Source organism: Bradyrhizobium sp. AZCC 1577 (assembly GCF_036924575.1).
Classification (GTDB): Bacteria; Pseudomonadota; Alphaproteobacteria; order Rhizobiales; family Xanthobacteraceae; genus Bradyrhizobium.
On the sequence record NZ_JAZHRQ010000001.1, the window covers coordinates 6,098,633 to 6,120,642 of the forward strand.

The 22,010-nt window shown below is 63.6% G+C and carries 17 protein-coding genes; 3 read left to right on the top strand and 14 right to left on the bottom strand.

The features are described 5' to 3' along the window. Positions 1-224 precede the first annotated feature (224 nt). Together V1278_RS28965 and V1278_RS28970 are read left to right on the top strand one after the other, a co-directional pair. Positions 225-1,358, top strand: a complete 1,134-nt coding sequence (locus V1278_RS28965; protein WP_334383049.1) for a nitronate monooxygenase — start codon at positions 225-227, stop codon at positions 1,356-1,358. A gap of 142 nt (positions 1,359-1,500) precedes the next feature. After that, the gene (locus V1278_RS28970) at positions 1,501-3,018 is read left to right on the top strand and encodes an acetyl-CoA acetyltransferase (protein ID WP_334383050.1); all 1,518 of its coding nucleotides are present in this window, start codon (positions 1,501-1,503) and stop codon (positions 3,016-3,018) included. A 64-nt stretch (positions 3,019-3,082) separates the two neighbouring features. On the opposite strand, the gene V1278_RS28975 is transcribed toward V1278_RS28970, so the two are convergent. The 8 genes from V1278_RS28975 to ltnD form a co-directional block, all read right to left on the bottom strand. Then, the gene (locus V1278_RS28975) at positions 3,083-4,825 is read right to left on the bottom strand and encodes a methyl-accepting chemotaxis protein (RefSeq protein WP_334383051.1); all 1,743 of its coding nucleotides are present in this window, start codon (positions 4,823-4,825) and stop codon (positions 3,083-3,085) included. Positions 4,826-5,082: 257 nt separating this feature from the next. Next, positions 5,083-6,117, bottom strand: a complete 1,035-nt coding sequence (locus V1278_RS28980; protein ID WP_334383052.1) for a helix-turn-helix domain-containing protein — start codon at positions 6,115-6,117, stop codon at positions 5,083-5,085. Between the two features lie 258 nt (positions 6,118-6,375). Beyond that, a complete protein-coding gene (locus V1278_RS28985; RefSeq protein WP_334383053.1) occupies positions 6,376-8,076 on the bottom strand; it encodes a methyl-accepting chemotaxis protein in 1,701 nt (566 codons plus the stop codon). A 212-nt stretch (positions 8,077-8,288) separates the two neighbouring features. Beyond that, positions 8,289-10,316: a methyl-accepting chemotaxis protein gene (locus tag V1278_RS28990; protein ID WP_334369218.1), complete on the bottom strand. Its 2,028-nt coding sequence runs from the start codon at positions 10,314-10,316 to the stop codon at positions 8,289-8,291. A 249-nt stretch (positions 10,317-10,565) separates the two neighbouring features. Then, the gene (locus V1278_RS28995; protein ID WP_334367765.1) at positions 10,566-12,257 is read right to left on the bottom strand and encodes a methyl-accepting chemotaxis protein; all 1,692 of its coding nucleotides are present in this window, start codon (positions 12,255-12,257) and stop codon (positions 10,566-10,568) included. A 179-nt stretch (positions 12,258-12,436) separates the two neighbouring features. Further along, positions 12,437-13,714, bottom strand: coding sequence for a 3-oxo-tetronate kinase (gene otnK, locus V1278_RS29000; protein ID WP_334367764.1), 1,278 nt, complete (start codon positions 13,712-13,714; stop codon positions 12,437-12,439). After that, a complete protein-coding gene (gene otnI, locus V1278_RS29005; protein WP_334367763.1) occupies positions 13,711-14,493 on the bottom strand; it encodes a 2-oxo-tetronate isomerase in 783 nt (260 codons plus the stop codon). The genes otnK and otnI overlap by 4 nt, the downstream gene beginning before the upstream one ends. A 26-nt stretch (positions 14,494-14,519) precedes the next feature. Continuing rightward, on the bottom strand, positions 14,520-15,470 hold the full coding sequence (ltnD, locus tag V1278_RS29010) for an L-threonate dehydrogenase (RefSeq protein ID WP_334367762.1): 951 nt from the start codon (positions 15,468-15,470) through the stop codon (positions 14,520-14,522). 80 nt (positions 15,471-15,550) lie between these two features. Between ltnD and otnC the strand changes: the two genes are divergently transcribed. Beyond that, positions 15,551-16,210, top strand: a complete 660-nt coding sequence (gene otnC / locus V1278_RS29015) for a 3-oxo-tetronate 4-phosphate decarboxylase (RefSeq protein WP_334367761.1) — start codon at positions 15,551-15,553, stop codon at positions 16,208-16,210. A gap of 83 nt (positions 16,211-16,293) precedes the next feature. Here otnC and V1278_RS29020 read toward each other — a convergent pair whose 3' ends face one another. The 6 genes from V1278_RS29020 to V1278_RS29045 form a co-directional block, all read right to left on the bottom strand. Continuing rightward, complete coding sequence (locus V1278_RS29020; protein ID WP_334367760.1) at positions 16,294-16,998, bottom strand: ABC transporter ATP-binding protein; 705 nt, start codon at positions 16,996-16,998, stop codon at positions 16,294-16,296. After that, positions 16,982-17,713, bottom strand: coding sequence for an ABC transporter ATP-binding protein (locus tag V1278_RS29025; protein WP_065744076.1), 732 nt, complete (start codon positions 17,711-17,713; stop codon positions 16,982-16,984). The genes V1278_RS29020 and V1278_RS29025 overlap by 17 nt, the downstream gene beginning before the upstream one ends. Further along, complete coding sequence (locus V1278_RS29030; RefSeq protein WP_334367759.1) at positions 17,710-18,717, bottom strand: branched-chain amino acid ABC transporter permease; 1,008 nt, start codon at positions 18,715-18,717, stop codon at positions 17,710-17,712. Before V1278_RS29030 ends, V1278_RS29025 begins: the two co-directional genes overlap by 4 nt. Further along, complete coding sequence (locus V1278_RS29035; protein ID WP_334367758.1) at positions 18,717-19,595, bottom strand: branched-chain amino acid ABC transporter permease; 879 nt, start codon at positions 19,593-19,595, stop codon at positions 18,717-18,719. The genes V1278_RS29030 and V1278_RS29035 overlap by 1 nt, the downstream gene beginning before the upstream one ends. A 184-nt stretch (positions 19,596-19,779) precedes the next feature. Further along, positions 19,780-21,024: an ABC transporter substrate-binding protein gene (locus V1278_RS29040; RefSeq protein ID WP_334383054.1), complete on the bottom strand. Its 1,245-nt coding sequence runs from the start codon at positions 21,022-21,024 to the stop codon at positions 19,780-19,782. Positions 21,025-21,106: 82 nt separating this feature from the next. After that, positions 21,107-21,928 carry a putative hydro-lyase gene (locus tag V1278_RS29045; protein WP_334383055.1) on the bottom strand — a complete coding sequence of 274 codons (822 nt, stop codon included), beginning with the start codon at positions 21,926-21,928 and terminating at the stop codon, positions 21,107-21,109. Positions 21,929-22,010 lie beyond the last annotated feature (82 nt).

The following is a 22,010-nucleotide window of genomic DNA, read 5'->3' on the forward strand; positions in this document are numbered from 1 at the left end:
GAAAACGGGCTCCCTGAAAATTATGTTGGTTGCGTGCACCATTCTCTCGCTAGCGCCAAAGCGCAAGACGCAAATCGGCGGCCGTGCTCTGCATATTTTGCGAGATGGAATTGCAAGCCCTCCTCAGGAGGAGGAGTGAGAGCGCTTGGCATGCAAGCCTCCGATGGGCTAGCGTCACGTGGAAGCGAGCAGCAACCACCGAATGCTGCCGCCGGGAGGTCACCATGAAATCGCCAATCTGCGACATGCTGGGAATTGAATTCCCCCTGCTCGCTTTCAGCCATTGCCGCGACGTCGTTGCCGCCGTCAGCCGCGCCGGCGGGTTTGGCGTACTGGGAGCGACCGCGCATTCGCCCGAGACGATAGAACAGGAACTGAAATGGATCGACGATCACACCGATGGCAAGCCCTACGGGCTCGACGTGCTGGTCCCTGAAAACATTTCGACCGCGGGCGAGAAGGACGTCACCTGGAAGAGCCTGGAGGCGCGGATTTCGCCGCAGCATCGCGATTTCACGCGCAACCTGCTGAAGAAATACGGCGTCGAGTTGACGACGACCAATGTCGCCGACAACCAGCCGCAGCCGTTCGACGCGCAGCGCGCGCTTGACGTGCTCGAGGTCTCGTTTCGCCATCCGATCAAGCTGATTGCGAACGCGCTCGGCGTGCCGCCGAAACAGATGATCGACATGGGCCGCAAGCATGGCGTGCCGGTGGCGGCGCTCGTTGGTTCGAAAGAGCACGCGCTGCGGCAGGTCGCTGCCGGCGTCGATATTTTGGTTGCGCAAGGCACCGAGGCCGGCGGCCATTGCGGCGAAGTCTCGACCATGGTGCTGGTGCCCGAGGTGATCAAGGCGATCAAGCCGGTCCGCGACGTGCCGGTGCTGGCCGCCGGCGGCATCATGACAGGTAAGCAGATGGCGGCCTGCATGGCGATGGGTGCGGCCGGCGCCTGGACCGGCTCGGTGTGGCTGGCGACGGTGGAATCGGAGACCACGGAAATTTTCCGCGAGAAGATGATCGCCGCATCCTCGCGCGACGCGGTGCGCTCCAAGGGTCGCACCGGCAAGCCGGCACGACAATTGCGGTCGGTCTGGACCGATGCATGGGACCGCGGACCGGATAGCCCCGGCGCCTTGCCGATGCCGCTGCAAAGCATCATCAGCCGCGACGCCTTCAACTCGATCGACCGCGCGGCCGCCGCCGGCAATGTGCAGGCGCGCGATCTCGTGAGTTACTTCGTCGGCCAGGGCGTCGGCCTGATCGACAGCGTGAAGTCGGCCGGCGCAGTGGTGCAGGAGTTCAAGGAAGATTTTGCCGACGCGGTGGAGCATATGAACATGCTGATGGAGGAGTGACGGCTCTCACCCCGTCATTGCGAGCGAAGCGAAGCAATCCATAGCGCAACATGTGGAGGTATGGATTGCTTCGTCGCTGCGCTCCCCGCAATGACGGAACAACAAGTTACGAATTGATCGATCGAAAGCGAAACAAGAAGAAATGTCGAACAACTCCCCCCTCTCCGAAGACCGCATTCCCGTCATCGTCGGCGTCGGCGAAATCGTCGACCGGCCAAGGGACATCGCCGCCGGCCTCGAACCGCTGGCACTGCTCGAGCAGGCGGTGCGGCGCGCGGAAGCCGATAGCGGCGCAAAACTGCTCGGCGAGCTCGGCTCGCTCGACGTCGTCAATTTCCTGAGCTGGCGCTACCGCGATCCCGAGAAGCAGCTCGCAGCAAAGCTTGGTGCTGCGCCGGCGCATTGTTATTACGGCCCGGTCGGCGGCGAGAGCCCGATCCGCTACATTCACGAAGCGGCACAGCGCATCGCGCGCGGCGAGTGCAGCGTGGCGGTGGTCTGCGGCGCGGAAGCGCAATCCACCGCAACCAAGGCCGAGCGCGGCGGCATCGCCCTGCCATGGACGCCGTTCGCCCATGACGTCGAGGAGCCGAAGCGCGGCGCGGCGTTTCAGAAGCCGATGGCGGTGAAGCTCGGGGTGTTCCGCCCCATCACCGTCTATCCGCTCTATGAGTCCGCCACGTCAGCGCATTGGGGCCAGACGCCGCGCGAGGCGCTCGCCGAATCCGGCGCGCTGTGGTCGACCTATTCGAAAGTGGCGGCGGAGAATCCAAATTCGTGGCTGAAGAAGCGTTTTGCACCTGAAGAGATCATCACGCCGACGCCGGAAAACCGATTGATCGCCTGGCCCTATACAAAACTAATGGTGGCCAACCCGACCGTGAACATGGGCGGGGCTGTCTTGCTGACGTCGCTAGCGAAAGCGCGCGCGGCCGGCGTGGCCGAGCAGCGGCTGGTCTATCCGATCGGCGGCGCGTCGGCGGAGGAGCCGCGCGACTATCTGGTGCGCGACCAGTTTTACGAAAGCCATCCGCAGAACGCGGTGCTGAAGGCGGTGATGGACCTGGTCGAGGGCGACGGCAGGAAATTCGACGCCATCGAGCTCTATAGCTGCTTTCCCTGCGTACCCAAGATGGCGCGGCGGACACTCGGCCTGGGCCCCGACGTGCAGCCGACGGTGACCGGCGGCCTCACCTTCTTCGGCGCGCCGCTCAACACGTATATGACGCACGCGGCTATTGCGATGGTGCGGAAGCTGCGCGAAGGCGGCAAGCTCGGCCTGCTCTACGGCCAGGGCGGCTTCGTCACCAAGCATCACGGACTGGTGCTGTCGCGCGAAGCGCCGAAGGGACCGCTCGCCCAGGACACCAGCGTGCAGGCCGAGGCCGACCGCAACCGCCGCCCGGCGCCGGATTTCATCACCGAGGCCTCAGGCAAGGGTAAAGTCGAGAGCTTTACCGTGATCTACAAGGGCAAGGGCGAGATCGAGCACGGCGTCGTGATGCTGCGCACCGAGCAGGATGCGCGGGCGCTGGCGCGTGTGCCCGCTGGTGACGCAGCGACGCTCAAGCATCTCTTGAACATGGACCAGACGCCGGTTGGGTCGGTCGGCGATGTCGTTGCCGCGGATGATGGCGTGCTGGAATGGCGGGTGGGATAGTTCTCGTGTCCCGGACGCGGTGCGGCGCGCAGTACTGCGCTGCGTCCGGGGCACGATGGGACCATCACGCCGCCCGCACCGTATCCAGGAACTTGCCGACCTCGAGCTTGAGGCGGTTCGAGTCGGCAGAGAGCGACTGTGCCGCCGAAAGCACCTGCGCGGAAGCCGAGCCGGTCTCGCTCGCCCCGCGTTGCACGTCGGTGATGTTGGCCGAAACCTGCTGGGTGCCGTCGGCCGCCTGCTGCACATTGCGGGAGATTTCCTGGGTTGCCGCGCCCTGCTCTTCCACGGCGGCCGCGATGGTCGAGGCGATCTCGGCCAGCCGTTCGATGGTGCCGCTGATTTCCTTGATCGCGCCGACGGATTCATGAGTCGCGCCCTGGATGCCTGATATCTGCTGACTGATCTCGCCGGTCGCCTTGGCGGTCTGTTCGGCGAGCGCCTTCACTTCCGAGGCCACCACCGCAAAGCCGCGGCCGGCCTCACCGGCGCGCGCCGCCTCGATGGTCGCGTTGAGCGCCAGCAGGTTGGTCTGGCCTGCAATGGTGTTGATGAGTTCGACGACGTCGCCGATGCGCGCTGCCGCCTTCGACAATTCGCTGACGCGATCGTTGGTGACGCGCGCCTGGTCGACGGCTTCCCCCGCCATCCGCGCCGATGCCTGCACCTGACGGCTGATCTCGTTGACCGAAGACGACAGCTCCTCGGTCGCCGATGCAACCGACTGTACGTTGGTGGTCGCCTCCTCGGAAGCAGCAGCCACCGTGGTCGTGACCTGCTGCGCGCGCTCGGCCGTCGCGGTCAGCGTTTTGGCCGAAGCTTCCAATTCGGTCGAAGCCGAGGATACGGTTTCGACGATCTCGCCGACCGCCGTCTCGAAGGAATCCGCGAGGCGGACCATTTCGGCCTTGCGCTGCTGGGCGGCGATCTGGTCCTGCCTGATCTTGGCTTCCGCCTCGTCCCGGGCTTTCTGCTCAGACACGACCTTGAATTTCTCGACCGCGCCGGCGACTGCGCCGAGCTCGTCCTTGCGCCCGAGGCCCGGCAGCACCACCGCGAAATTGCCGCCGGCGAGCTCGTCCATCGACACGCTCAGCGCGCGCATCGGACGGGCGATCGTGAAGAACGAGAACACGGAAGTGCCTATCAAGAGGAGGATCGTGCAGAGACCGACTGCCATGGACTCCCGTTCGGCGGCGGCCATTTCCCGAGTGGCCCGGGCCGCTTCCTGATCCACACCCTGCTTGGCCGACTCGGCGATCTGGTTGGCGAGAGATTCCAGTTCGGCCGCAATCGGCAGCGTCACTTCCCGGGCAATCCGGATCGCTTCCTCATTCAGTTTGGTAGTCCGCGTGGCGGCGTCGGATCCGCCCGCCGCATCTACGGCTTCACCGCGAACCGATGCGATCTGTTGGGCTGCTTTCGCGTAGTCTGCTGCCCTGGCCTTGAGCTTCTCGGTGCGTGCGCGGGTTTCTCCGGGGGCAGACAATTGCAGTATCTCGTCGGCAAAACGGTTCACCGATTTGAGCCGCGCCGCCAGATAGTCATTGGCCTTCTGCAGATCTGCCGCACTGTTTGCGAGACGGAGATCACGGACGCCGGTCTGCATGCCGCGAATCGACGCCTTTGCGTCCACCCCGTCTCGCGCGATCGTCTGCTGCGCCGACTTGCGCACATCCGCGTCGCGCATCGCCGCGTTGGCCCGCATCTGGCTGACCACCATCACGACGACGAGCAGAACGCCGAGGCCCGAGGCGATGCCGAGCTTGGCGCCGATAGAGAGATTCAGAAGGAAACGGATCGACATGATGGACGTCCTTGAAAATAGCGGCGTCAGTGAAATCGCGGCGATGCCGTTGTTTCCCGCATGGCGGGATCACGGTGAAGAAGTGCCGGGCCAATTTGGGACGAGCCGGTTCGTTGCGAACGAAAGGCTCCTGCGGCGGCATAGCCACAGAGCGGCACCCATGACCGTCAGGCTTTCATACGATGGTTAACCAGCGTCTAAGGCGGCACGGTCCGGGAACTGGTAGTATTACGGAAGCGCGGCGCGCTTTATCGCCATCACGTCGGATTGTCCGTCTGCTTGCGGGCTGCCGACAGCGTCTGCTGCGGTGTTTCGCCAAACAACTCGCGATAGAGCGCGGTGAACTCGCCCATGTGCCAGAAGCCGTTCACGAGCGCCACCGCCTTCACCGACTGCACCGATGCGCCGCGCACCAGTTGTTGTCGTACATTCCACAGCCGCCGCAGCCGCATGTAGCGGTGCATGCTCATGCCGCGAATGGCAACCACGGCGTTATGCAGCGTCCGCACCGAGACCCCGAGTTGCCGCGCCACGTCGGCGCTGTACAACGTCTTGCCGGCGCTGTCAGCCACGAACTCGTCGAGCTTTCGGACCAGCGCCAGATAGTGGCTCAGACTGAGGCGCTTGGCTTCGGGTGTGGGCGATGCCGCAGCCATCGCCAGATCGACCGCCTGCAGAATCGATTCTTCAACGTGCTCGATCACGTTCGGCTGTGCGAAGCTATTGGGCGAATGCGAAGCGAGCGTCAGGACATCGCGAACCGTCACCCGGAGTGCCTCGCATCTATCCGGCAGCGTCGCGATCAATTGAGCGCTATCGGCATCGCCTGGCCAGCCGCGATCGTCGATGGAAGCAAAATTCAGAAGCGCCACCAGATTGGCCTGCTGCTCCACGATCTCACACGTCGTGGTACCCTTGACCAGGAGCAAGGCCGGCGCGCGGGCTTCAACGCCGTTGATGATCAACGAAGCGGCATCGTCCATCGTGAAGCCGACGATCGCGCCGGTCGTGGAATACTGCATCTGCAGAATTCGAGGGAACGTCCGCTGCAGATGGACCGAACAGGACTTCAGCTTCAACGAGGCGAAAGCGGCGGCGAAGTCCTTGGCGTCGATCGGAATGCTCTTGGCATCGCCCAGTCCTTCGATGCTCCGGAAACGATCGACGTCCAGAGACCGGCTAATCTTTACGAACTCAGATTCAACTAGTTCATCAAGCAACGACACGCGGCGGTCATCCGAGCCATCGGTAGCGATCCATGGCAGATCTTCTGGCACCAGACCTTTTGACATCAAATCGTCACGATGCCTTTGCGTCTTACCACTTTTTCCCGATTACGGAAGTTCGTTCGCCACATTTGCTCCCAGTTTCGCTCAAGGCGATTGATCGGCACGTGCCGCAATCGCAATTTTGCGATCTAGGGATGTCTCCCGTTCCTCTTGCAGCCGAAAAGCCGACGGCTCTGACAATTCGCGTTTCTGACTCGGATCGCCAGCGATTGCGAAGCCGGCATGAGGCGCCGGCTTCGAACCGAATAGCAGGTACGAGGATCAGGCCGCCCGCACCGAGTCGAGGAAGCGGCCGACCTCGAGCTTGAGGCGGTTCGAGTCGCCTGACAGCGATTGCGCCGCCGCAAGCACCTGCGAGGACGCCGATCCGGTTTCGCTGGCGCCGCGCTGCACGTCGGTAATGTTGGAGGACACCTGCTGGGTGCCCATGGCCGCCTGCTGCACGTTGCGGGAGATTTCCTGCGTCGCGGCGCCCTGCTCTTCCACGGCCGCCGCAATCGTCGACGAAATCTCCGACAGCTTCTCGATGGTGCCGCTGATCGCCTGGATCGCGTTCACGGATTCCTGGGTGGCGGCCTGGATGCCGGTGATCTGTTGGCCGATTTCGCCGGTGGCTTTTGCAGTCTGCTCGGCCAGTGCCTTGACCTCGGAGGCCACGACCGCGAAGCCGCGGCCGGCCTCGCCGGCGCGCGCCGCCTCGATGGTGGCGTTGAGCGCAAGCAGGTTGGTCTGGCCGGCGATGGTGTTGATCAGTTCGACGACGTCGCCGATGCGGGTTGCCGCCTTCGACAATTCGCTGACGCGGTCATTGGTCGTGCGGGCCTGCTCCACGGCGTCGTTGGCCATCCGTGCCGATTCCTGCACCTGGCGGCTGATCTCGGTGACGGATGACGCCATCTCTTCGGTGGCCGAGGCCACCGACTGCACGTTGGTCGAGGCTTCCTCGGAGGCCGAGGCGACCGTTGTCGCAAGTTCCTGGGCGCGTTCCGCGGTCGAGGTGAGCGTACCCGCCGACACCTCGAGTTGGCTGGATGCCGACGACACGGCTTCGACGATCCGGCCGACTGCGGCCTCGAAATCGTCGGCCATCTTGCTCATATCCGCCTTGCGGCTCGCCACGGCGCGGGTCTCGGCCGCGTGCTGCTCGGCCTCCAGCGAGTGGCGGGCAATGGCATTGCTCTTGAACACTTCGACGGCCTTGGCCATCTCGCCAACCTCGTCGCCGCGCCCGACGCCGGGCACCTCGACGGCAAGGTTGCCGCTCGCGAGATCGTTCATCGCAACCGTCATCCGCTGCAGCGGACCGGTGACGCTACGCGCCACGAAGATCGACACCACGAGCGTAAATAGCAGAACTACACCGGCAACGATCAGCGAGCGCTGGGTCGAGGCCCAGGTCTGCGCCGTCAGGTCGTCGATGTAGACACCGGTGCCGACGACCCAGTTCCACGGGGCGAAGCCGACCACGTAGGACAGTTTCGGCTGCGGCTTGTCGAAGCCGGGCTTCGGCCATTCATAGGGAACAAAGCCGGAGCCGTTCTTTCTGACGGTATTGACGAAATCGACGAACAACAGGTTGCCGTTGGGATCCTTGTAGGCCGAAAGATCGTTGCCGTTCATCTCCGGCCTGATCGGATGCATCACCATTTTCGGATGCATGTCATTGATCCAGTAATAGTCGTTGTTGCCGTACCTGAGCGCCGCGATCCGCGCCATCGCCCGCTTCTGGGCATCGGCGTCGGAAACGCCGCCCTTCTGCGCCGCGGCATGCTCTTCCTTGATGATGCCGAGTGCGAGTTCGCCGAGGTGGCGCAGCTCGATCTGCTTCTGCTGGTTCAAGCTCGATGCCAGTTCGCGCGAATCGAGAAAGGCGATGCCGAGCAGCCCGGCAAAGCTCAGGCAGATGAGGGCATAGATCTTTCGGCCAACCGTCAGCTTGGCCCGGCTTATCATTCCAAACATGCTTGGTCTCCCACGCGACGACGGCGGTCGTCAGCCCCATTGCGCGGAATCGTATACGCCAGGCGCTTTCCACCCGTTAATTTTGTACTCAGTAGATATACGGGATTTTATTAACCAGGCCCGCAGCCAGCGCATCCCATCGATTCCGAACGACAAAAGGCCCGCACCGGTTCAGGGGCGAGCCTTCGTAGTCTTTACAGTGTGTCGGCGGCTTACGCCGCCCGCACCGAATTCAGGAACTTGCCGACCTCGAGCTTGAGGCGGTTGGAGTCCGACGACAGCGACTGGGCCGAAGAGAGCACCTGCGTCGAGGCCGATCCGGTCTCGCCGGCCCCCCGCTGCACGTCGGTGATGTTGGCGGAGACCTGCTGGGTGCCGCGGGCCGCCTGTTGCACGTTGCGGGAGATTTCCTGGGTTGCGGCACCCTGCTCTTCCACCGCGGCCGCAATGGTCGAGGATATTTCCGACAGCTTCTCGATCGTGGAGCTGATCGCCTGGATCGCACCGACGGACTCCTCCGTCGCGGCCTGAATGCCGGTGATCTGCTGGCCGATCTCGCCGGTCGCCTTCGAGGTTTGTTCCGCCAGCGCCTTCACCTCGGATGCCACGACGGCGAAGCCACGGCCGGCGTCGCCGGCACGGGCGGCCTCGATGGTGGCGTTGAGCGCCAGCAAATTGGTCTGTTCGGCGATGGTGTTGATGAGTTCGACCACCGCGCCGATGCGGGCCGCCGCCTTCGACAATTCGCTGACCCGGTCATTGGTGGTGCGGGCCTGATCGACGGCCTCATTGGCCATCCGCGCCGACTCCTGAACTTGACGGCCGATCTCGGTGATCGACGACGCCATCTCCTCGGTGGAGGAAGCCACCGACTGCACATTGGTGGAGGCTTCCTCGGAAGCCGCAGCCACCATCGTGGTCAGCTCCTGGGCGCGTTCGGCGGTAGCGGTCAGCGTGCCGGCGGCGGCTTCGAGCTCGGTCGAAGCCGACGACACCGTGTCCACGATTTCGCCGACCGCACCTTCGAAATCGTCGGCGAGCTTGATCATTTCGGCCTTGCGCCGCTGCGCCGCGACCTGGTCCTGCTGGACCTTCGCCTCGGCTTCCTCGCGCGCCTTCTGCTCGGCGTTCTCGCGGATGACCGTCACCGTCTTGGCGAGGTCGCCGATTTCGTCGCCGCGGCCGGCACCGGGAATCTCGACGTCGAGATTGCCGCCGGCCATCTCGCCCAGCGCACCGTTCAGCCGCGTCATCGGACGCGCGACCCCGAGGAAGGAGAATGCCACCGAGGCGATCAGCGACGCGACGACGATGATCGCCATGATCAGGTTGATGCGGTTGGCGCGCTCGGTATCGGCCATAACCTCGTCTTTGGAGGTCCTGGCATCCTTTTGCGCGGCCTCGACGGTTGTTTCCATCAGGTCGGCGACATCTGCGGCGGCCTTGACGGTGCGGTTGGCGATGATGTCGTTTTTGACCTGCTCGGTCTTTACCGCTTCCTCATTGGCGGCCAGGAAGCGCTTGACGGTCGAGGAAAGGTTGCTGACCACGACCAGCAATTCCCGGTCATCGGCCTCGCCGCGCAGTTTGTTGAACACGTCCTTCAGCGAGGCCTCGGTCTTGGCCATCTCCGAGACCAGGTTGGCATCGCCGGTTGCGCCGAGCTTCCAGGCGGCAGCCCGCAACGCGTTCACCTTTCCATCGGCCTGAAATAGCAAACGCTCGATCTCGAGGCGGTTGTCCAGCTTCGCCATGGCCGGCAGCTTCAACTGGGCATCGACCGCCTTGGTCCATTCTTCCGAGATGACCGAGCGCTTGTCGATCTGCGCCAGCAGCGTGATCTGCGCTTTGGCGAGATCTTCCACGGCGGCGGTAAAGCCTTCCATCAAGGTCTTGATCTTCTGCAGCCGTTCCCTGGCATCCGGCCGCGGCGCCATCGCCAGCGCCGCCTCCAACTCCTTCGCCCCGCTCGCCTTGTAGCGCTGCAAATCGGCAACGGTCTTCTCGACCTCTGCAGAAGTCCTCGCCAGCCTGACATTGCCGGCGGCAAGCTGAATCTTGCGCAGGTCGATATGGGCGGAGAGCGAGTTGTCGGCCACTTGCTGCGACCGGGCGGCGCGCTCGCTGGCCTCCTCGATCCTCGATTCGGTGACCATCTGGTTGGCGACCATGCCGATCGCCAGCAGGACGCCGACCGCCCCGGCCAAGCCCAGTTTGTATCCGATACGGTTGAGCTTGATCATGTCGACGACCCCAATTTCTTCTGAATCAGTTGTCCGGATGTGGAATTTTACGACGCAAAGGAACCGGCAACCTTTGCGCGCGAATCCCGGAAGATGCGGCGCAGCGTAGCGGGGACCGGTTAATTTCCGCTTGCGTGAGACTACGGGCATCCAATCGGGTTGTAGATGCGCCATCTTCGCGCCAAGCGCGAAAAGACCCGGCGCGCTTCCGCGAGCCGGGTCTTTTCGTCGACGGTCGCCCGGTTGTCAGGCTGCCCGAACCGACTCCAGAAACTTGCCGACCTCGAGCCTGAGGCGCTGGCTATCGCCCGAGAGCGACTGCGCCGCCGATAGCACCTGCGAGGAGGCCGCACCGGTCTCGCTGGCGCCGCGCTGCACATCGGTGATGTTGGTGGAGACCTGATGGGTGCCGCGGGCGGCCTGCTGCACGTTGCGGGAGATTTCCTGGGTCGCGGCGCCCTGCTCTTCCACGGCAGCCGCAATCGCCGAGGAGATCTCCGCCAGCCTTTCGATGGTGCCGCTGATTTCCTTGATCGCGCTTACGGAATCCTGAGTCGCGCCCTGGATGCCGGCAATTTGCTGGCTGATCTCGCCGGTGGCTTTTGCCGTCTGTTCGGCCAGCGCCTTGACCTCCGACGCCACGACCGCAAAGCCGCGGCCGGCCTCGCCGGCGCGCGCCGCCTCGATGGTGGCGTTGAGCGCCAGCAGGTTGGTCTGGCCGGCGATGGTGTTGATGAGTTCGACGACGTCGCCGATCCGGCCCGCCGCCTTGGACAATTCGCTGACCCGGTCGTTGGTGACGCGGGCCTGACCGACGGCATCGGTCGCCATCCGCGCCGAAGCCTGCACCTGGCGGCCAATCTCGGTGACCGAGGAAGAGAGCTCTTCGGTCGCCGAGGCCACCGACTGCACGTTGGCGGAGGCTTCGCCGGAAGCCGAGGCCACGGCCGAGGTCAGCGTCTGCGAGCGCTCGGCGGTCGCCGACAGCGTGCCGGCCGACGCTTCGAGCTGCGTCGAAGCCGAGGATACCGTCTGCACGATCTCGCCGATCACGCTTTCGAAGTTGCGGGTGATGCCGTCGACCCGCCGGCCGCGCTCGATCTTGGCTTCGGCGTCGGCGGCGGCAGCCTCGTCGGCGGCTTTCTTGGCACTCAGCGCTTCCTTGAATACCTGCAAGGTATCGGCCATCGCGCCGATTTCGGTTTTCTCGCCCTGATGCGGCACCTCCGCACTCAGATCGCCCTTACCCAGCGCCTGCATCGGCGTGACGATGGAGGCAATGCCGCGCGAGACGTCGCGAACCAGATAGGCGCTGATGCCGACGCCGATGATGACGGCGGCGCCAAGGATCAGGGCAAGCATCATGAGAGCGGCGGTGTAGCTGTCGGCCGCCTCCCTTGCCGCCTTGTCCGCGCCGGCATTGTTCAGATCGATGCTCTTCTTCAGGACGGCGTCGGCATCGAGGCTGATCTTGTTGACGGTCGTGGTATTCAGGTCGTGGGCCTCGGTCGGGATATTCCCAGCCGCCTTGCGCGACAGTTCCATGACCTCCTGGGTGCCCTTCCGGTATTTGTCCCACAGCCTCGACCATTCGGCATACAGCGCACGTTCCTCCGCCGAGGTGATCAGCGGTTCGTACGCCGCGCGGATCTTGGTGTTGCTTTCGGTGACGGTGGCGAGCGTTTTCTCCATCGAGAGCTTCTCTTCCAGCGTCTCGGACAGCATGTGCTCGCGGATCACGTTGCGGTAGGTGATGGTGCCGGCGCGCAGGTCGCCCAACACGCGGATACTCGGCATCCAGTTGGTCGCGATATCGACCGTGTTGGCGTTGATGGCGCGCATGTTCTTCACCGCGAGCAGACCCATGCCCGCCATCGCGACGAGCAGGAAGGCGACCACGGTGATGATCTTGGTGCGGATCGAATAGCGGGCGAGCATGGGTGGAATCTCTTGGTTTTGGGCGCGCGGGACGCCGTCTGGGAAAAGGCCCGGAATTTGGAAAGGAAGGATGCCTGGCGGATATCAAACCCGACGCTTCCTCAGGTTGAGTTAATACGCGTCGGTACAAATACCTACGCGACAGTTCTCACCAGGAAATGAATGTCGGCTTGAAGCGATCAGCGCATCAGCTTCAAGGCATCGGAGAAAAACTCCGTCCCGCCGAAATTGCCTGATTTCAGTGCGAGCAGCATCTCACCGTCCTCGGCGCCGACCGCGCGCAAAACCGGCACGCCTGCAGCGATTTCTTCGCCGACGAGAAAGCCCGGAATCCTCAGCCGATCGACGACGGCGCCCGACGTTTCACCACCGGCGACCACCAATCGCCGCACGCCGGTGCGCACCAGGCCTTCGGCGATATCGGCCATCGCCTGCTCGATGGCATGTCCGGCTGCATCGCGGCCATGCCGAGATTGCAGAGCTGCAACCTGGTCCGGAGTCGAACTGCTGGCGATCAGGATTGGACCATCGCTGATCCGGTCGCTCGCCCAGGCCAGCGCCCGGCGCGCCTCTGCCGGCCCCGCGATGATCTGCTCGGGATCGAGATGCAGCACAGCCATGGTCTTTTCGGCATTGGCAATCTGCGCCAGCGTCGCCTGCGAACAGCTCCCTGCAAGACACGCCGCCGGTCCCCCGACCGGCACGCCGGAGACCGCGCCCGCGGAAGCCGCTTTGACCTTGCCGGAGGTGACCAGTGCCCGGGCAAGGCCAAGTCCGATGCCGGATGCGCCGACGGACAGGCGGTGATCCAGCGCAACGTCGCCGATGGTTTCCAGATCGCGGTCAAAGACCGCATCGATGATGGTCGCGCCGATACCCTTTCCCGCCAGCTCCGCAAGACGTCCGCGAACCGCCTCAGCGCCGCGCGTGAGCGTCGCGAGGTCGACCAGCCCGACCTGGGTCCGGCTCTGGCGCGCCAGCACCCGCACCAGATTGGAATCATGCATCGGATTGAGCGGATGATCCTTCAGCGGGCTTTCGTTCAGCGGCACGGAGCCCACGAACAGATTGCCCTGATAGACAGTGCGGCCGGTTTCCGGAAAAGCCGGCGTCACCAGCACGATCGCCTCGCCGCAGTCGGCGCGCAGCGCGTCCATCACCGGGCCGATATTGCCGGCATCGGTGGAATCGAAGGTCGAGCAGATCTTGAACAGCACGTGGCCGGCGCCGCGGCCGCGCAGCCATTTTTCGGCGGCGCGCGAACGGTCCACCGCAACACCAGCCTCGATCGAGCGGCTCTTGAGCGACACCACTACCGCATCGACTTCAGGCAGCGCGAGATCGTCCGGCGGAACGCCGATGGTCTGCACCGTGCGCAGCCCCTGACGCGTCAGCGTGTTGGCGAGATCGGAAGCGCCGGTGTAGTCGTCGGCGATGCAGCCCAAGGACAGTTTCACGGCTTTGCTCCGGCATAGGGCTTGAACCAGCCGAGTCCATCGGTGGTCTTGCCGCGCGGGTTATATTCGCAGCCGACGAAGCCGCCATAGCCGAGCCGATCGAGCTCAGTGAACAGGAACGGATAGTTCAGCTCTTCGCCGTCGGGCTCGTTGCGCGAGGGAATGCTGGCGATCTGGACATGGCCGATGATGGGCATCATCTCGCGCAGCCGCATGGTGACGTCGCCGTGAATGATCTGGCAGTGATAGATATCGAACTGCAGTTTCAGGTTCGGAATCTTCAGCTCGGTAATCAGGTCGCGTGCGAAGCCGAAATCGTTGAGGAAGTATCCCGGCACGTTGCGCGGATTGATCGGCTCGATCACGACATCCAGCCCATGGGGCGCGTAGAACTCGGCTGCCCACACTACCGACTTGTAGAATTGTTCGACGGCCTTCGTGCTGCTGCGATCGGCTATACCCGCCATCAGATGCAGCCGCTTGACGCCAGTCGCCTTCGCGTAAGGCAGTGCGGTCTCCATGCTTCGCTTGAGATCGTCAAAGCGCTCCGGCAGCGCGGCAAAGCCTTTTTCGCCGGCGTCCCAATTACCCGGCGGCAAATTAAACAGCGCCTGCGTCAGGCCGTTCTTTTTAAGCCGCTCGCCGACGGCGTCTGCCGGGTGATCATAGGGAAACAGGAATTCGACCGCGGCAAATCCCGCTCTTGCCGCCGCATCGAAGCGATCGAGGAACGGGACCTCGGTGAACATCATGGAGAGATTGGCGGCAAAACGCGGCATCGAAGGTCCCCTTCTTGATCTTGCTCTTACTTCGGCTCGCCCGGCAGATGCGTGCCGGTGACTTTTGCATACATCCGCGCCACCGAGGCGTCATCGTCGCGGCCCATGCCGGCGGCTGACGTCATCAGGAACATCTGCAAGGCGGCAGCGGAAACCGGCACCGGGAATTTCGCCGAGCGCGCCATGTCCTGGATGATGCCGAGATCCTTGACGAAGATATCGACCGCGCTGCGCGGCGCATAATCGCCGTCGAGCACATGCGGCATGCGGTTCTCGAACATCCAGGAATTGCCGGCGGAGGCCGTGATCACCTCGTAGACTTTTCGGATGTCGAGGCCCTGCCTGGCGGCGAATGCGATCGCCTCGGAAGCGGCGGCGATGTGGACGCCGGCCAGCAACTGGTTGATCATCTTGAATGCGGCGCCCTGGCCGGCGGCGTCACCGAGCTCGTAGAGCTTTGCCGCCATCGCGTCCAGCGCCGGGCGCGCTTTGGCAAACGCGGCCGGACTGCCGGATGCGAGGATGGTGAGTTCGCCCTGCGCCGCGCGCTGTGCGCCGCCGGAAATCGGCGCGTCGAGGTAGTGCCGGCCGGTTTCTTCCAACTGTTTGGCGAGACGCCGCGCGACATCGGGGTCCATGGTGGCGGAGGAAATGAATACCGCGCCTTTGGCCAGCGTTTCCGCGACGCCATTGGCGCCAAACAGGATGGCCTCGGTTTGCGCGGCGTTGACGACGACGCTGACGACGATGTCGGCCGATTTCGCGGCTTCCGCCGGCGTTGTGGCGCCCTTGCCGCCATCGGCGACGAACCGCTTGACCGTGTCAGCCGAGACGTCGCAGCCGGTGACTTCGAGGCCGGCGCGGCGCAGCGAGGTCGCCATGCCATAGCCCATCGAGCCCAGCCCGATGACGGCGACGCGCGGTTTGGCGGATTCTGGCATGCGGCGGTTCCTCGATGGTTTCTGTTCAGCGGCCATTCGGCCGGCGGCTTGGCCTTGCGTATCACGGCTTGGCCGCGCTGCCAAAGCGTGAGACAAGGCGGAAAAGAGGTCGGTCCATGAGCGAAACAAGGATCCGCGAGGAAATCTGCCGCTTCGGCCGCTCGCTGTTCGAGCGCGGGCTGACGCCGGGCTCCTCCGGCAATATCAGCGTGAAACTCGACGACGGCGGCTGGCTGGTGACGCCGACCAACGCCTCACTCGGCTTCCTCGACCCGGCCCGAATGTCACGGCTCGGGCCCGACGGACGGCTGGTATCCGGCGACGCCCCGACCAAGGAAGTGCCGCTGCACACCGCCCTCTACCAGACCCGCAATGCGGCGCGCGCCGTCGTGCATCTGCATTCGACCCATTCGGTGGCTCTGTCGATGCTGCCCGAGATCGACCCCCGCGCCGCGCTGCCGCCGATGACGGCCTATTACGCGATGAAATGCGGCCACACCGCGCTCGTGCCCTATTATCGGCCCGGCGATCCGGCCGTCGCCGACGCCATCAAGGGACTGGCCGGGAAGTACTCCTCCGTGCTGCTCGCCAATCACGGGCCGGTGGTGTCGGGTGACACGCTGGAAGCGGCAGTGTTTGCCATGGAGGAATTGGAAGAGACGGCAAAACTCTATCTGCTCCTGCGCGGGTTGAACCCAAGGTATTTGTCGCCGGCGCAGGTGAAGGATTTGACGAAGAAGTTTGGGCTGACGCTGCCGGAGCATGGACACTCGTAGGATGGGTAGAGCGCAGCGAAACCCATCATCTCTCCGCGGAATGGAATTGATGGGTTTCGCTTCGCTCTACCCATCCTACGGCATCACAATCCCAGATACGCCTTCCGCACATCGGGATTGACGCTGATCTCGGCGGCGCTGCCCTGCATCAGCACGCGGCCGGTTTGCAGGATATAGGCGCGGTCGGCGATTTCCAGGCATTCGGACATGCGCTGTTCGACGATCAGCACGGTCATGCCGGCGTCGCGGATGCGTTTCACGGCCTGGAAGATTTCATCGACCAGCTTTGGCATGATGCCCTGCGACGGCTCATCCAGCATGAGTAGCCGCGGGCGCGTCATCAGCGCGCGGCCGATGGCCAGCATCTGCTGCTCGCCGCCGCTTAGCGTTTCGGCGCGCTGCTCGAGGCGCTCCGAGAGGCGGGGAAACAGCTTGAAGACGAGATCGAGCGGTGCCTCGCGATCGGACTGGCTACGAAAAAGATAACTGCCGAGCCTTAAGTTGTCGCGCACCGAGAGGCGCGGAAACAGCCGGCGGTTTTCCGGCACATAGGCGATGCCGCGCGAGGTGATGATGTGCTGCGCCATGCCGTCGATACGGGTGCCGTCGAACGTTACGGTGCCGGAGCGAGGCCGCTCGGCGCCCGCAATCGATTTCAGCAACGTCGACTTGCCGGCGCCGTTGGCGCCAGCGACGCAAACGATTTCGCCCTTTGCTACCTCGATCGAGACTGCCGAGATCGCGACCAGTCCCTGATAGGCGGTGGTGACTTCATGCACCGACAGCATGACGATCCCCCAGATAGGCGGTGATGACTTTCGGGTCGCGAACCACGTCAGCAGGCTTGCCCTCGACCAGCACCTTGCCGAGATCGAGCACGATCGCGCGGTCGACCAACGGCATCACGATTTCCATGACATGCTCGACCATCAGCACGGTGACGCCGGTGTCGCGCACCTTGCGCACCAGTTCGACGCCGGTCTTGGCCTCGACCGGCGTCAGGCCGGTGAGCACCTCATCCAGCAGCAGCAATTTTGGTTCGGTCGCGAGCGCACGGGCGACTTCGAGCCGGCGCTTTTCGGACGGGACCAGATCGCTGGCGAGCACGTTAGCGCGCGGGCCAAGGCCACAGAATTCCAGCACCTCATGCGCCTTGCGCCGCGCATCGCGCATCACGGTGGTACGGACCAGCGCGCCGACGATGACGTTGTCGATCACGGTCATGGTCTCAAAACTTTTCACGACCTGAAAGGTGCGGCCGATGCCGCGCTGGCAGCGCTCCGCCGCCGGTAGCGCGGTGACATCCTCGCCGTCAAAGATGATCGAGCCTTGGGTCGGCGGCAGCACGCCCGCGATCAGGTTGAACAGCGTCGACTTGCCGGCGCCGTTCGGGCCGATCAGGCCGACGATCTCGCCGCGTCCGACCGAAATCGACACGTCGCTGTTGGCGATCAGGCCGCCAAAACGTTGCCAGACGCCGCGGGTTTCCAGAAGAGGCGTCATCGGACAGCCTCCTTGCGCTTGGGCGCAAACAGCCCTGCAAGGCCTTTGAACGAGAACAGGCCGATCAGCCCCTGCGGCCGCGCCAGCGAGATCGCAATGATCAGGCCGCCATAGACGATCAGGTCGACACCGCGGCCGGACCCACCGACATAGGAGCGCGTCAATTCGGTGAGCGGGATCAGGATGACAGCGCCCAGCATCGGCCCCCACAGCGTGCCGATGCCGCCGAGCACCGCTGGCAACGCCATCAGCAGCGAGAACTGAAAGCCCATGACGCTCTCGGGATCGATAAAGTAGACGAACTGCGCATAGAAGCTGCCGCCGACTGCGACCAGGAATGCCGATACCGCCGCCGCGCCCATCTTGGAATTGAACACGACCACGCCGAGGCTTTCAGCGGCTTCCGGATTGTCCTTCACCGCGCGCCACCAATAGCCCCACTTGGAATCTTCCAGCCACCAGGTAACGAACCAGGCGACGCAAGCCAGCGCCAGCGCGAAGTAAAAATATGGCAGCTTGCTGCGCGGGAACTGGAATTTCAGCCAGCTATCGCCACGTGCTGGAATTTCGATGCCCATCGCAGCACCAGCCCAATCCCAGTTGTGGAACAGCAGCAGCCCGATTTCGGCAATGACGATGGTGGCGATGACGAAGTAATGTCCGCGCAGCCGGAAACAGGGATAGCCCAGCGCCATCGCAATCAGCGCGGAGATCACCCCGCCGCCGAGCATGCCGAACCATGGCAGCACCCCGAATTTGGTGAACAGCAGCGCGGTGGTATAGGCGCCAAGCCCGAAATAGAGCGCGTGGCCGAGCGAGATCTGCCCGCAATAGCCGGAAAGGATGTTCCAGCTTTGCGACAGCGCACCCCACATCAGCGTCAGCACCATGATGTTCTGGACGTAGACGTCTTTGACGAACAGCGGGACGGTGGCCGCAATCGCGGCGAGAAAAACGGCGACGATGAGGTCGCGGCGGCGGCGTTCTGCGAAAGCGGTATCCATCACATCGATCCGAACAGGCCGCGCGGCCGGACAAAGACCACAAGGAGATAGACGGCATAGATGCCGACCGCCTTGAGCGACGGCGGCAGCAACATGGCGGTCGTGGCCTCGACGAGGCCGACGATGATGCCGCCGGCGAAGGCGCCGAACACGCTGCCGAAGCCGCCGAGCGCCACCGTGACATAGGCGATCAGAGCGAACGAGGCGCCAACGTCAGGGTAGATGTAGAAGAAGATCGCCATGACCGCGCCGGCGAGGCCCACCAGCGCCGCGCCGAGGCCCCAGCCCAGCGCAAACACCTTGTTCTTGTCGATGCCGACCAGCGCCACCGCACCGGCATCCTCGCGGGTCGCTTCCAGCGCGCGGCCGAAATCGGTGCGATTGATGAAGAGATAGAGCGCGCCAAAGGCGGCGATTGCCACCAGCGCCCCGACCAATTGCGGCACCGGCAGGTAGATCCCGGCGATCGAGACAGTTTTGCCGCCGAGCCAGGAATGGGTGACGCTGCGATAGTCCGGCGTGAAGAAGTATTGCGCCAGGCCGCGCATGACGATGGCCAAACCGAATGTCGAGAAGATCTGCACCATGCCGGCATTGGCTTTCGCGCGCACCGCAAAGCGCACAATCAATAGATAGACGACGGCCCCGAACACGAACAGGGCGGCGGCGACCAGCGGCGCCGACAGCAAGGGATCGACCGCAAAGAACACGAACAGGAAGAACGTCGCGTACATCGCGATCATCAGGAACTCGCCATGGGCGAAGTTCACGACGTCCATCAGCCCGAAGATCAGCGCGAGGCCGACGGCGATAAGGCCGTAAAGCAGGCCCATGAGCAGGCCGCTCGCCAGGCTTTGAATGATGGTTTCGGCGGTCATGGTTGTTGCTCCAGAACGGAGGCATTGCTCTCGCCGCCCGTCATTGCGAGCGAAGCGAAGCAATCCATTCTTTCTTCGTGCGGCACGATGGATTGCTTCGTCGCTGCGCTCCTCGCAATGACGAGAGGCGACAGTATCTCAATACTGGTCCCTGTCATGTCCCCTCCCGCCCCCAGCGCCGCGCCTATTTCATCGGCCAGACGGCTTCGGCGATGGCGGCCTGCGGCGGGAAGATGGTGACGAACTTGCCGCCGATATATTGCAGCAGCACCGGGTCGGCGTCGTTGTTTTGGCCCAGCTCGTCGAACTTGACGCGCTTCCAGGGCATGATGGTCTGCTCGCCCGGAATGTCGGTGGCGACCAGCGCCTCGCGGATCTTCTCGCCGTCGGTCGACTTGGCGCGGTTGATGGCGTCGGCCATCACCAACAGCCCCATGAACTGGCGCGAGGTGAGGTCGTTAAAATCCTTGCCCGACTTCTCCTTGAACATGGCGTTGACCTTGCCGACCATCGGCCGCTTGGCAGCGAGATCGAGCGAGAAGCTGCCGCGCGAGATCACGCCTTCGAGCTTGTCGCCGACCGCATCATACAGCGCCTTTTCGGAGAAGCCGGCGTTCTGCGCCACGATCGCGTTCGGCTTGTAGCCGAGCTCGGCCATGGTCTTGACCAGCAAGATGCCGTCGGTGGTGTAGCTCGAGGGCATCAGCACGTCGGCATTCGCCGTCTTGAGCTGCTGTACTTCCGCCGACAATGACGGCGAGTTGGAGCGGTACTTGATGTCGGAGATGACTTTGTAGCCACGCTCGGAGGCCAGCTTGAGCTGGGTGTTGGCGGAGTCGGTGCCGAAAATGGTGTCCTCGTGGAACAGCGCCAGCGTGTCGATCTTGGTGCCCTTCTTCTTCATCGCATCGAAGAAGTTGAACATCGCGGCCGAGAACATCTCGTCATGGGGAGCTGCGCGGAAATAGAATCTGAGGCCGCGCTTGTGCAGGCTCGGCGAGGAATTGTCCGCCGAGATGAACGGGACCTGGTAACGCTCGCAGATCTGGCTGACGGTGACGGCAACCGCGCTCTGATAGGTGCCGATGACGGCGCAGACTTTTTCCTGAGTGATCAGACGCTCGGTCTCGGCGCGGCCCTTCTGCGGGTCGGCCTGATGGTCGGCGAAGACGAGGCGGATCTTGGCGCCGCCGAGGCCGGGCAATCCCTCACCCTTCGCCAGCGGCAAATCGAAATCGTGGTTCTTGTTGATGATGTCGAGCGCAGTCTCGAACGACTTCTGCGCGTCGACGCCCATCTGCGCACTGGCGCCGGAAAACGGATAGATCACGCCGATCACCACTTCGGACGTTTGGGCGCGCGCGGCAATCGGGCCGAGCGCAGCGGCAGCAGTAGCTCCAAGCAAGACGTTACGGCGCGTGATGTTCATGGCGATATCCTTTGTGGGTCGGCAACTATCGATGAAACGGGCGAAGGGTACGGTAAAGCCTCAATGAGCAGCACGGGCTGCATCAAAGCACGGCAAGCGCCTTGTTCCTGAGATCGGTCACCAGCATCAATCCGGGCGCATGCGTAATCGCAAACGGCACCTTGGCGGCTGCGATCACCGATTGCGGCGTCACGCCGCAAGCCCAGAACACCGGAATTTCGTCGGCCTCCACAGGCACCGGATCTCCGTAGTCGGGTTTGGCGAGGTCGGCGATGCCGATCGATTGCGGAAGACCGATGTGGACGGGCGCACCGTGCACCGACGGAAAACGCGAGGTGATCTGTATCGCGCGTATCGCATCCGCTGGCTTGAACGGCCGCATCGTCACCACCATCGGCCCGGCAAACGGACCAGCGGGGCTGCAGGCGATATTGGTGCGGAACATCGGCACGCGCACGTCGCGCTCGATATGGCGGATCGGGAGACCTTCCTCCAGTAGCGCCTCTTCGAAGGAGAACGAGCAGCCGAGCACGAAGGCGACGAGGTCATCGCGCCAGTGCGCCATGATGTCGGTCGGCTCCTCCACCACCTCGCCGTCGCGCCAGATGCGATAGCGCGGCAGGTCGGTGCGGATATCGAGATCGAGGCCGAGCGCGGGAATGCGGGGATCGCCGACGTCGGACATGCCGATGATCGGGCATGGTTTGGGATTGAGTTGACAGAACCGGTGAAAAGCGGCCGCCAGCTTCTCGGGCAGGATCGCTAGATTGCCTTGGACGAAGCCGTTGGCCACACCCGCGGTGTGAGTAGCCATGCCGTTGCGGCAGGCATGCCGGGCTGCCACGCTGGGCGATAAATCTGGCCTATCGCGGCCCGTAGTTTCCGTCCTCGCCAAGCCGGTCATCATTGTCCCCGCTTCCATTCTTATCGACATCTACTCCCGCATATGGCTATGATAATGTCTAATCGTCTTTTCTAATCAAGTT

Coding starts and splice junctions, on each gene's coding strand:
- otnI (WP_334367763.1), bottom strand. CDS start 14,493: ATGCCGCGTTTTGCCGCCAATCTCTCCATGATGTTCACCGAGGTCCCG.
- V1278_RS29040 (WP_334383054.1), bottom strand. CDS start 21,024: ATGAACATCACGCGCCGTAACGTCTTGCTTGGAGCTACTGCTGCCGCT.
- V1278_RS29045 (WP_334383055.1), bottom strand. CDS start 21,928: ATGACCGGCTTGGCGAGGACGGAAACTACGGGCCGCGATAGGCCAGAT.
- V1278_RS28980 (WP_334383052.1), bottom strand. CDS start 6,117: ATGTCAAAAGGTCTGGTGCCAGAAGATCTGCCATGGATCGCTACCGAT.
- V1278_RS28970 (WP_334383050.1), top strand. CDS start 1,501: ATGTCGAACAACTCCCCCCTCTCCGAAGACCGCATTCCCGTCATCGTC.
- V1278_RS29020 (WP_334367760.1), bottom strand. CDS start 16,998: ATGCTGTCGGTGCATGAAGTCACCACCGCCTATCAGGGACTGGTCGCG.
- V1278_RS28965 (WP_334383049.1), top strand. CDS start 225: ATGAAATCGCCAATCTGCGACATGCTGGGAATTGAATTCCCCCTGCTC.
- V1278_RS29030 (WP_334367759.1), bottom strand. CDS start 18,717: ATGGATACCGCTTTCGCAGAACGCCGCCGCCGCGACCTCATCGTCGCC.
- V1278_RS28995 (WP_334367765.1), bottom strand. CDS start 12,257: ATGCTCGCCCGCTATTCGATCCGCACCAAGATCATCACCGTGGTCGCC.
- V1278_RS29025 (WP_065744076.1), bottom strand. CDS start 17,713: ATGACGCCTCTTCTGGAAACCCGCGGCGTCTGGCAACGTTTTGGCGGC.
- ltnD (WP_334367762.1), bottom strand. CDS start 15,470: ATGGCCGCTGAACAGAAACCATCGAGGAACCGCCGCATGCCAGAATCC.
- otnC (WP_334367761.1), top strand. CDS start 15,551: ATGAGCGAAACAAGGATCCGCGAGGAAATCTGCCGCTTCGGCCGCTCG.
- V1278_RS28985 (WP_334383053.1), bottom strand. CDS start 8,076: ATGTTTGGAATGATAAGCCGGGCCAAGCTGACGGTTGGCCGAAAGATC.
- V1278_RS28975 (WP_334383051.1), bottom strand. CDS start 4,825: ATGTCGATCCGTTTCCTTCTGAATCTCTCTATCGGCGCCAAGCTCGGC.
- V1278_RS29035 (WP_334367758.1), bottom strand. CDS start 19,595: ATGACCGCCGAAACCATCATTCAAAGCCTGGCGAGCGGCCTGCTCATG.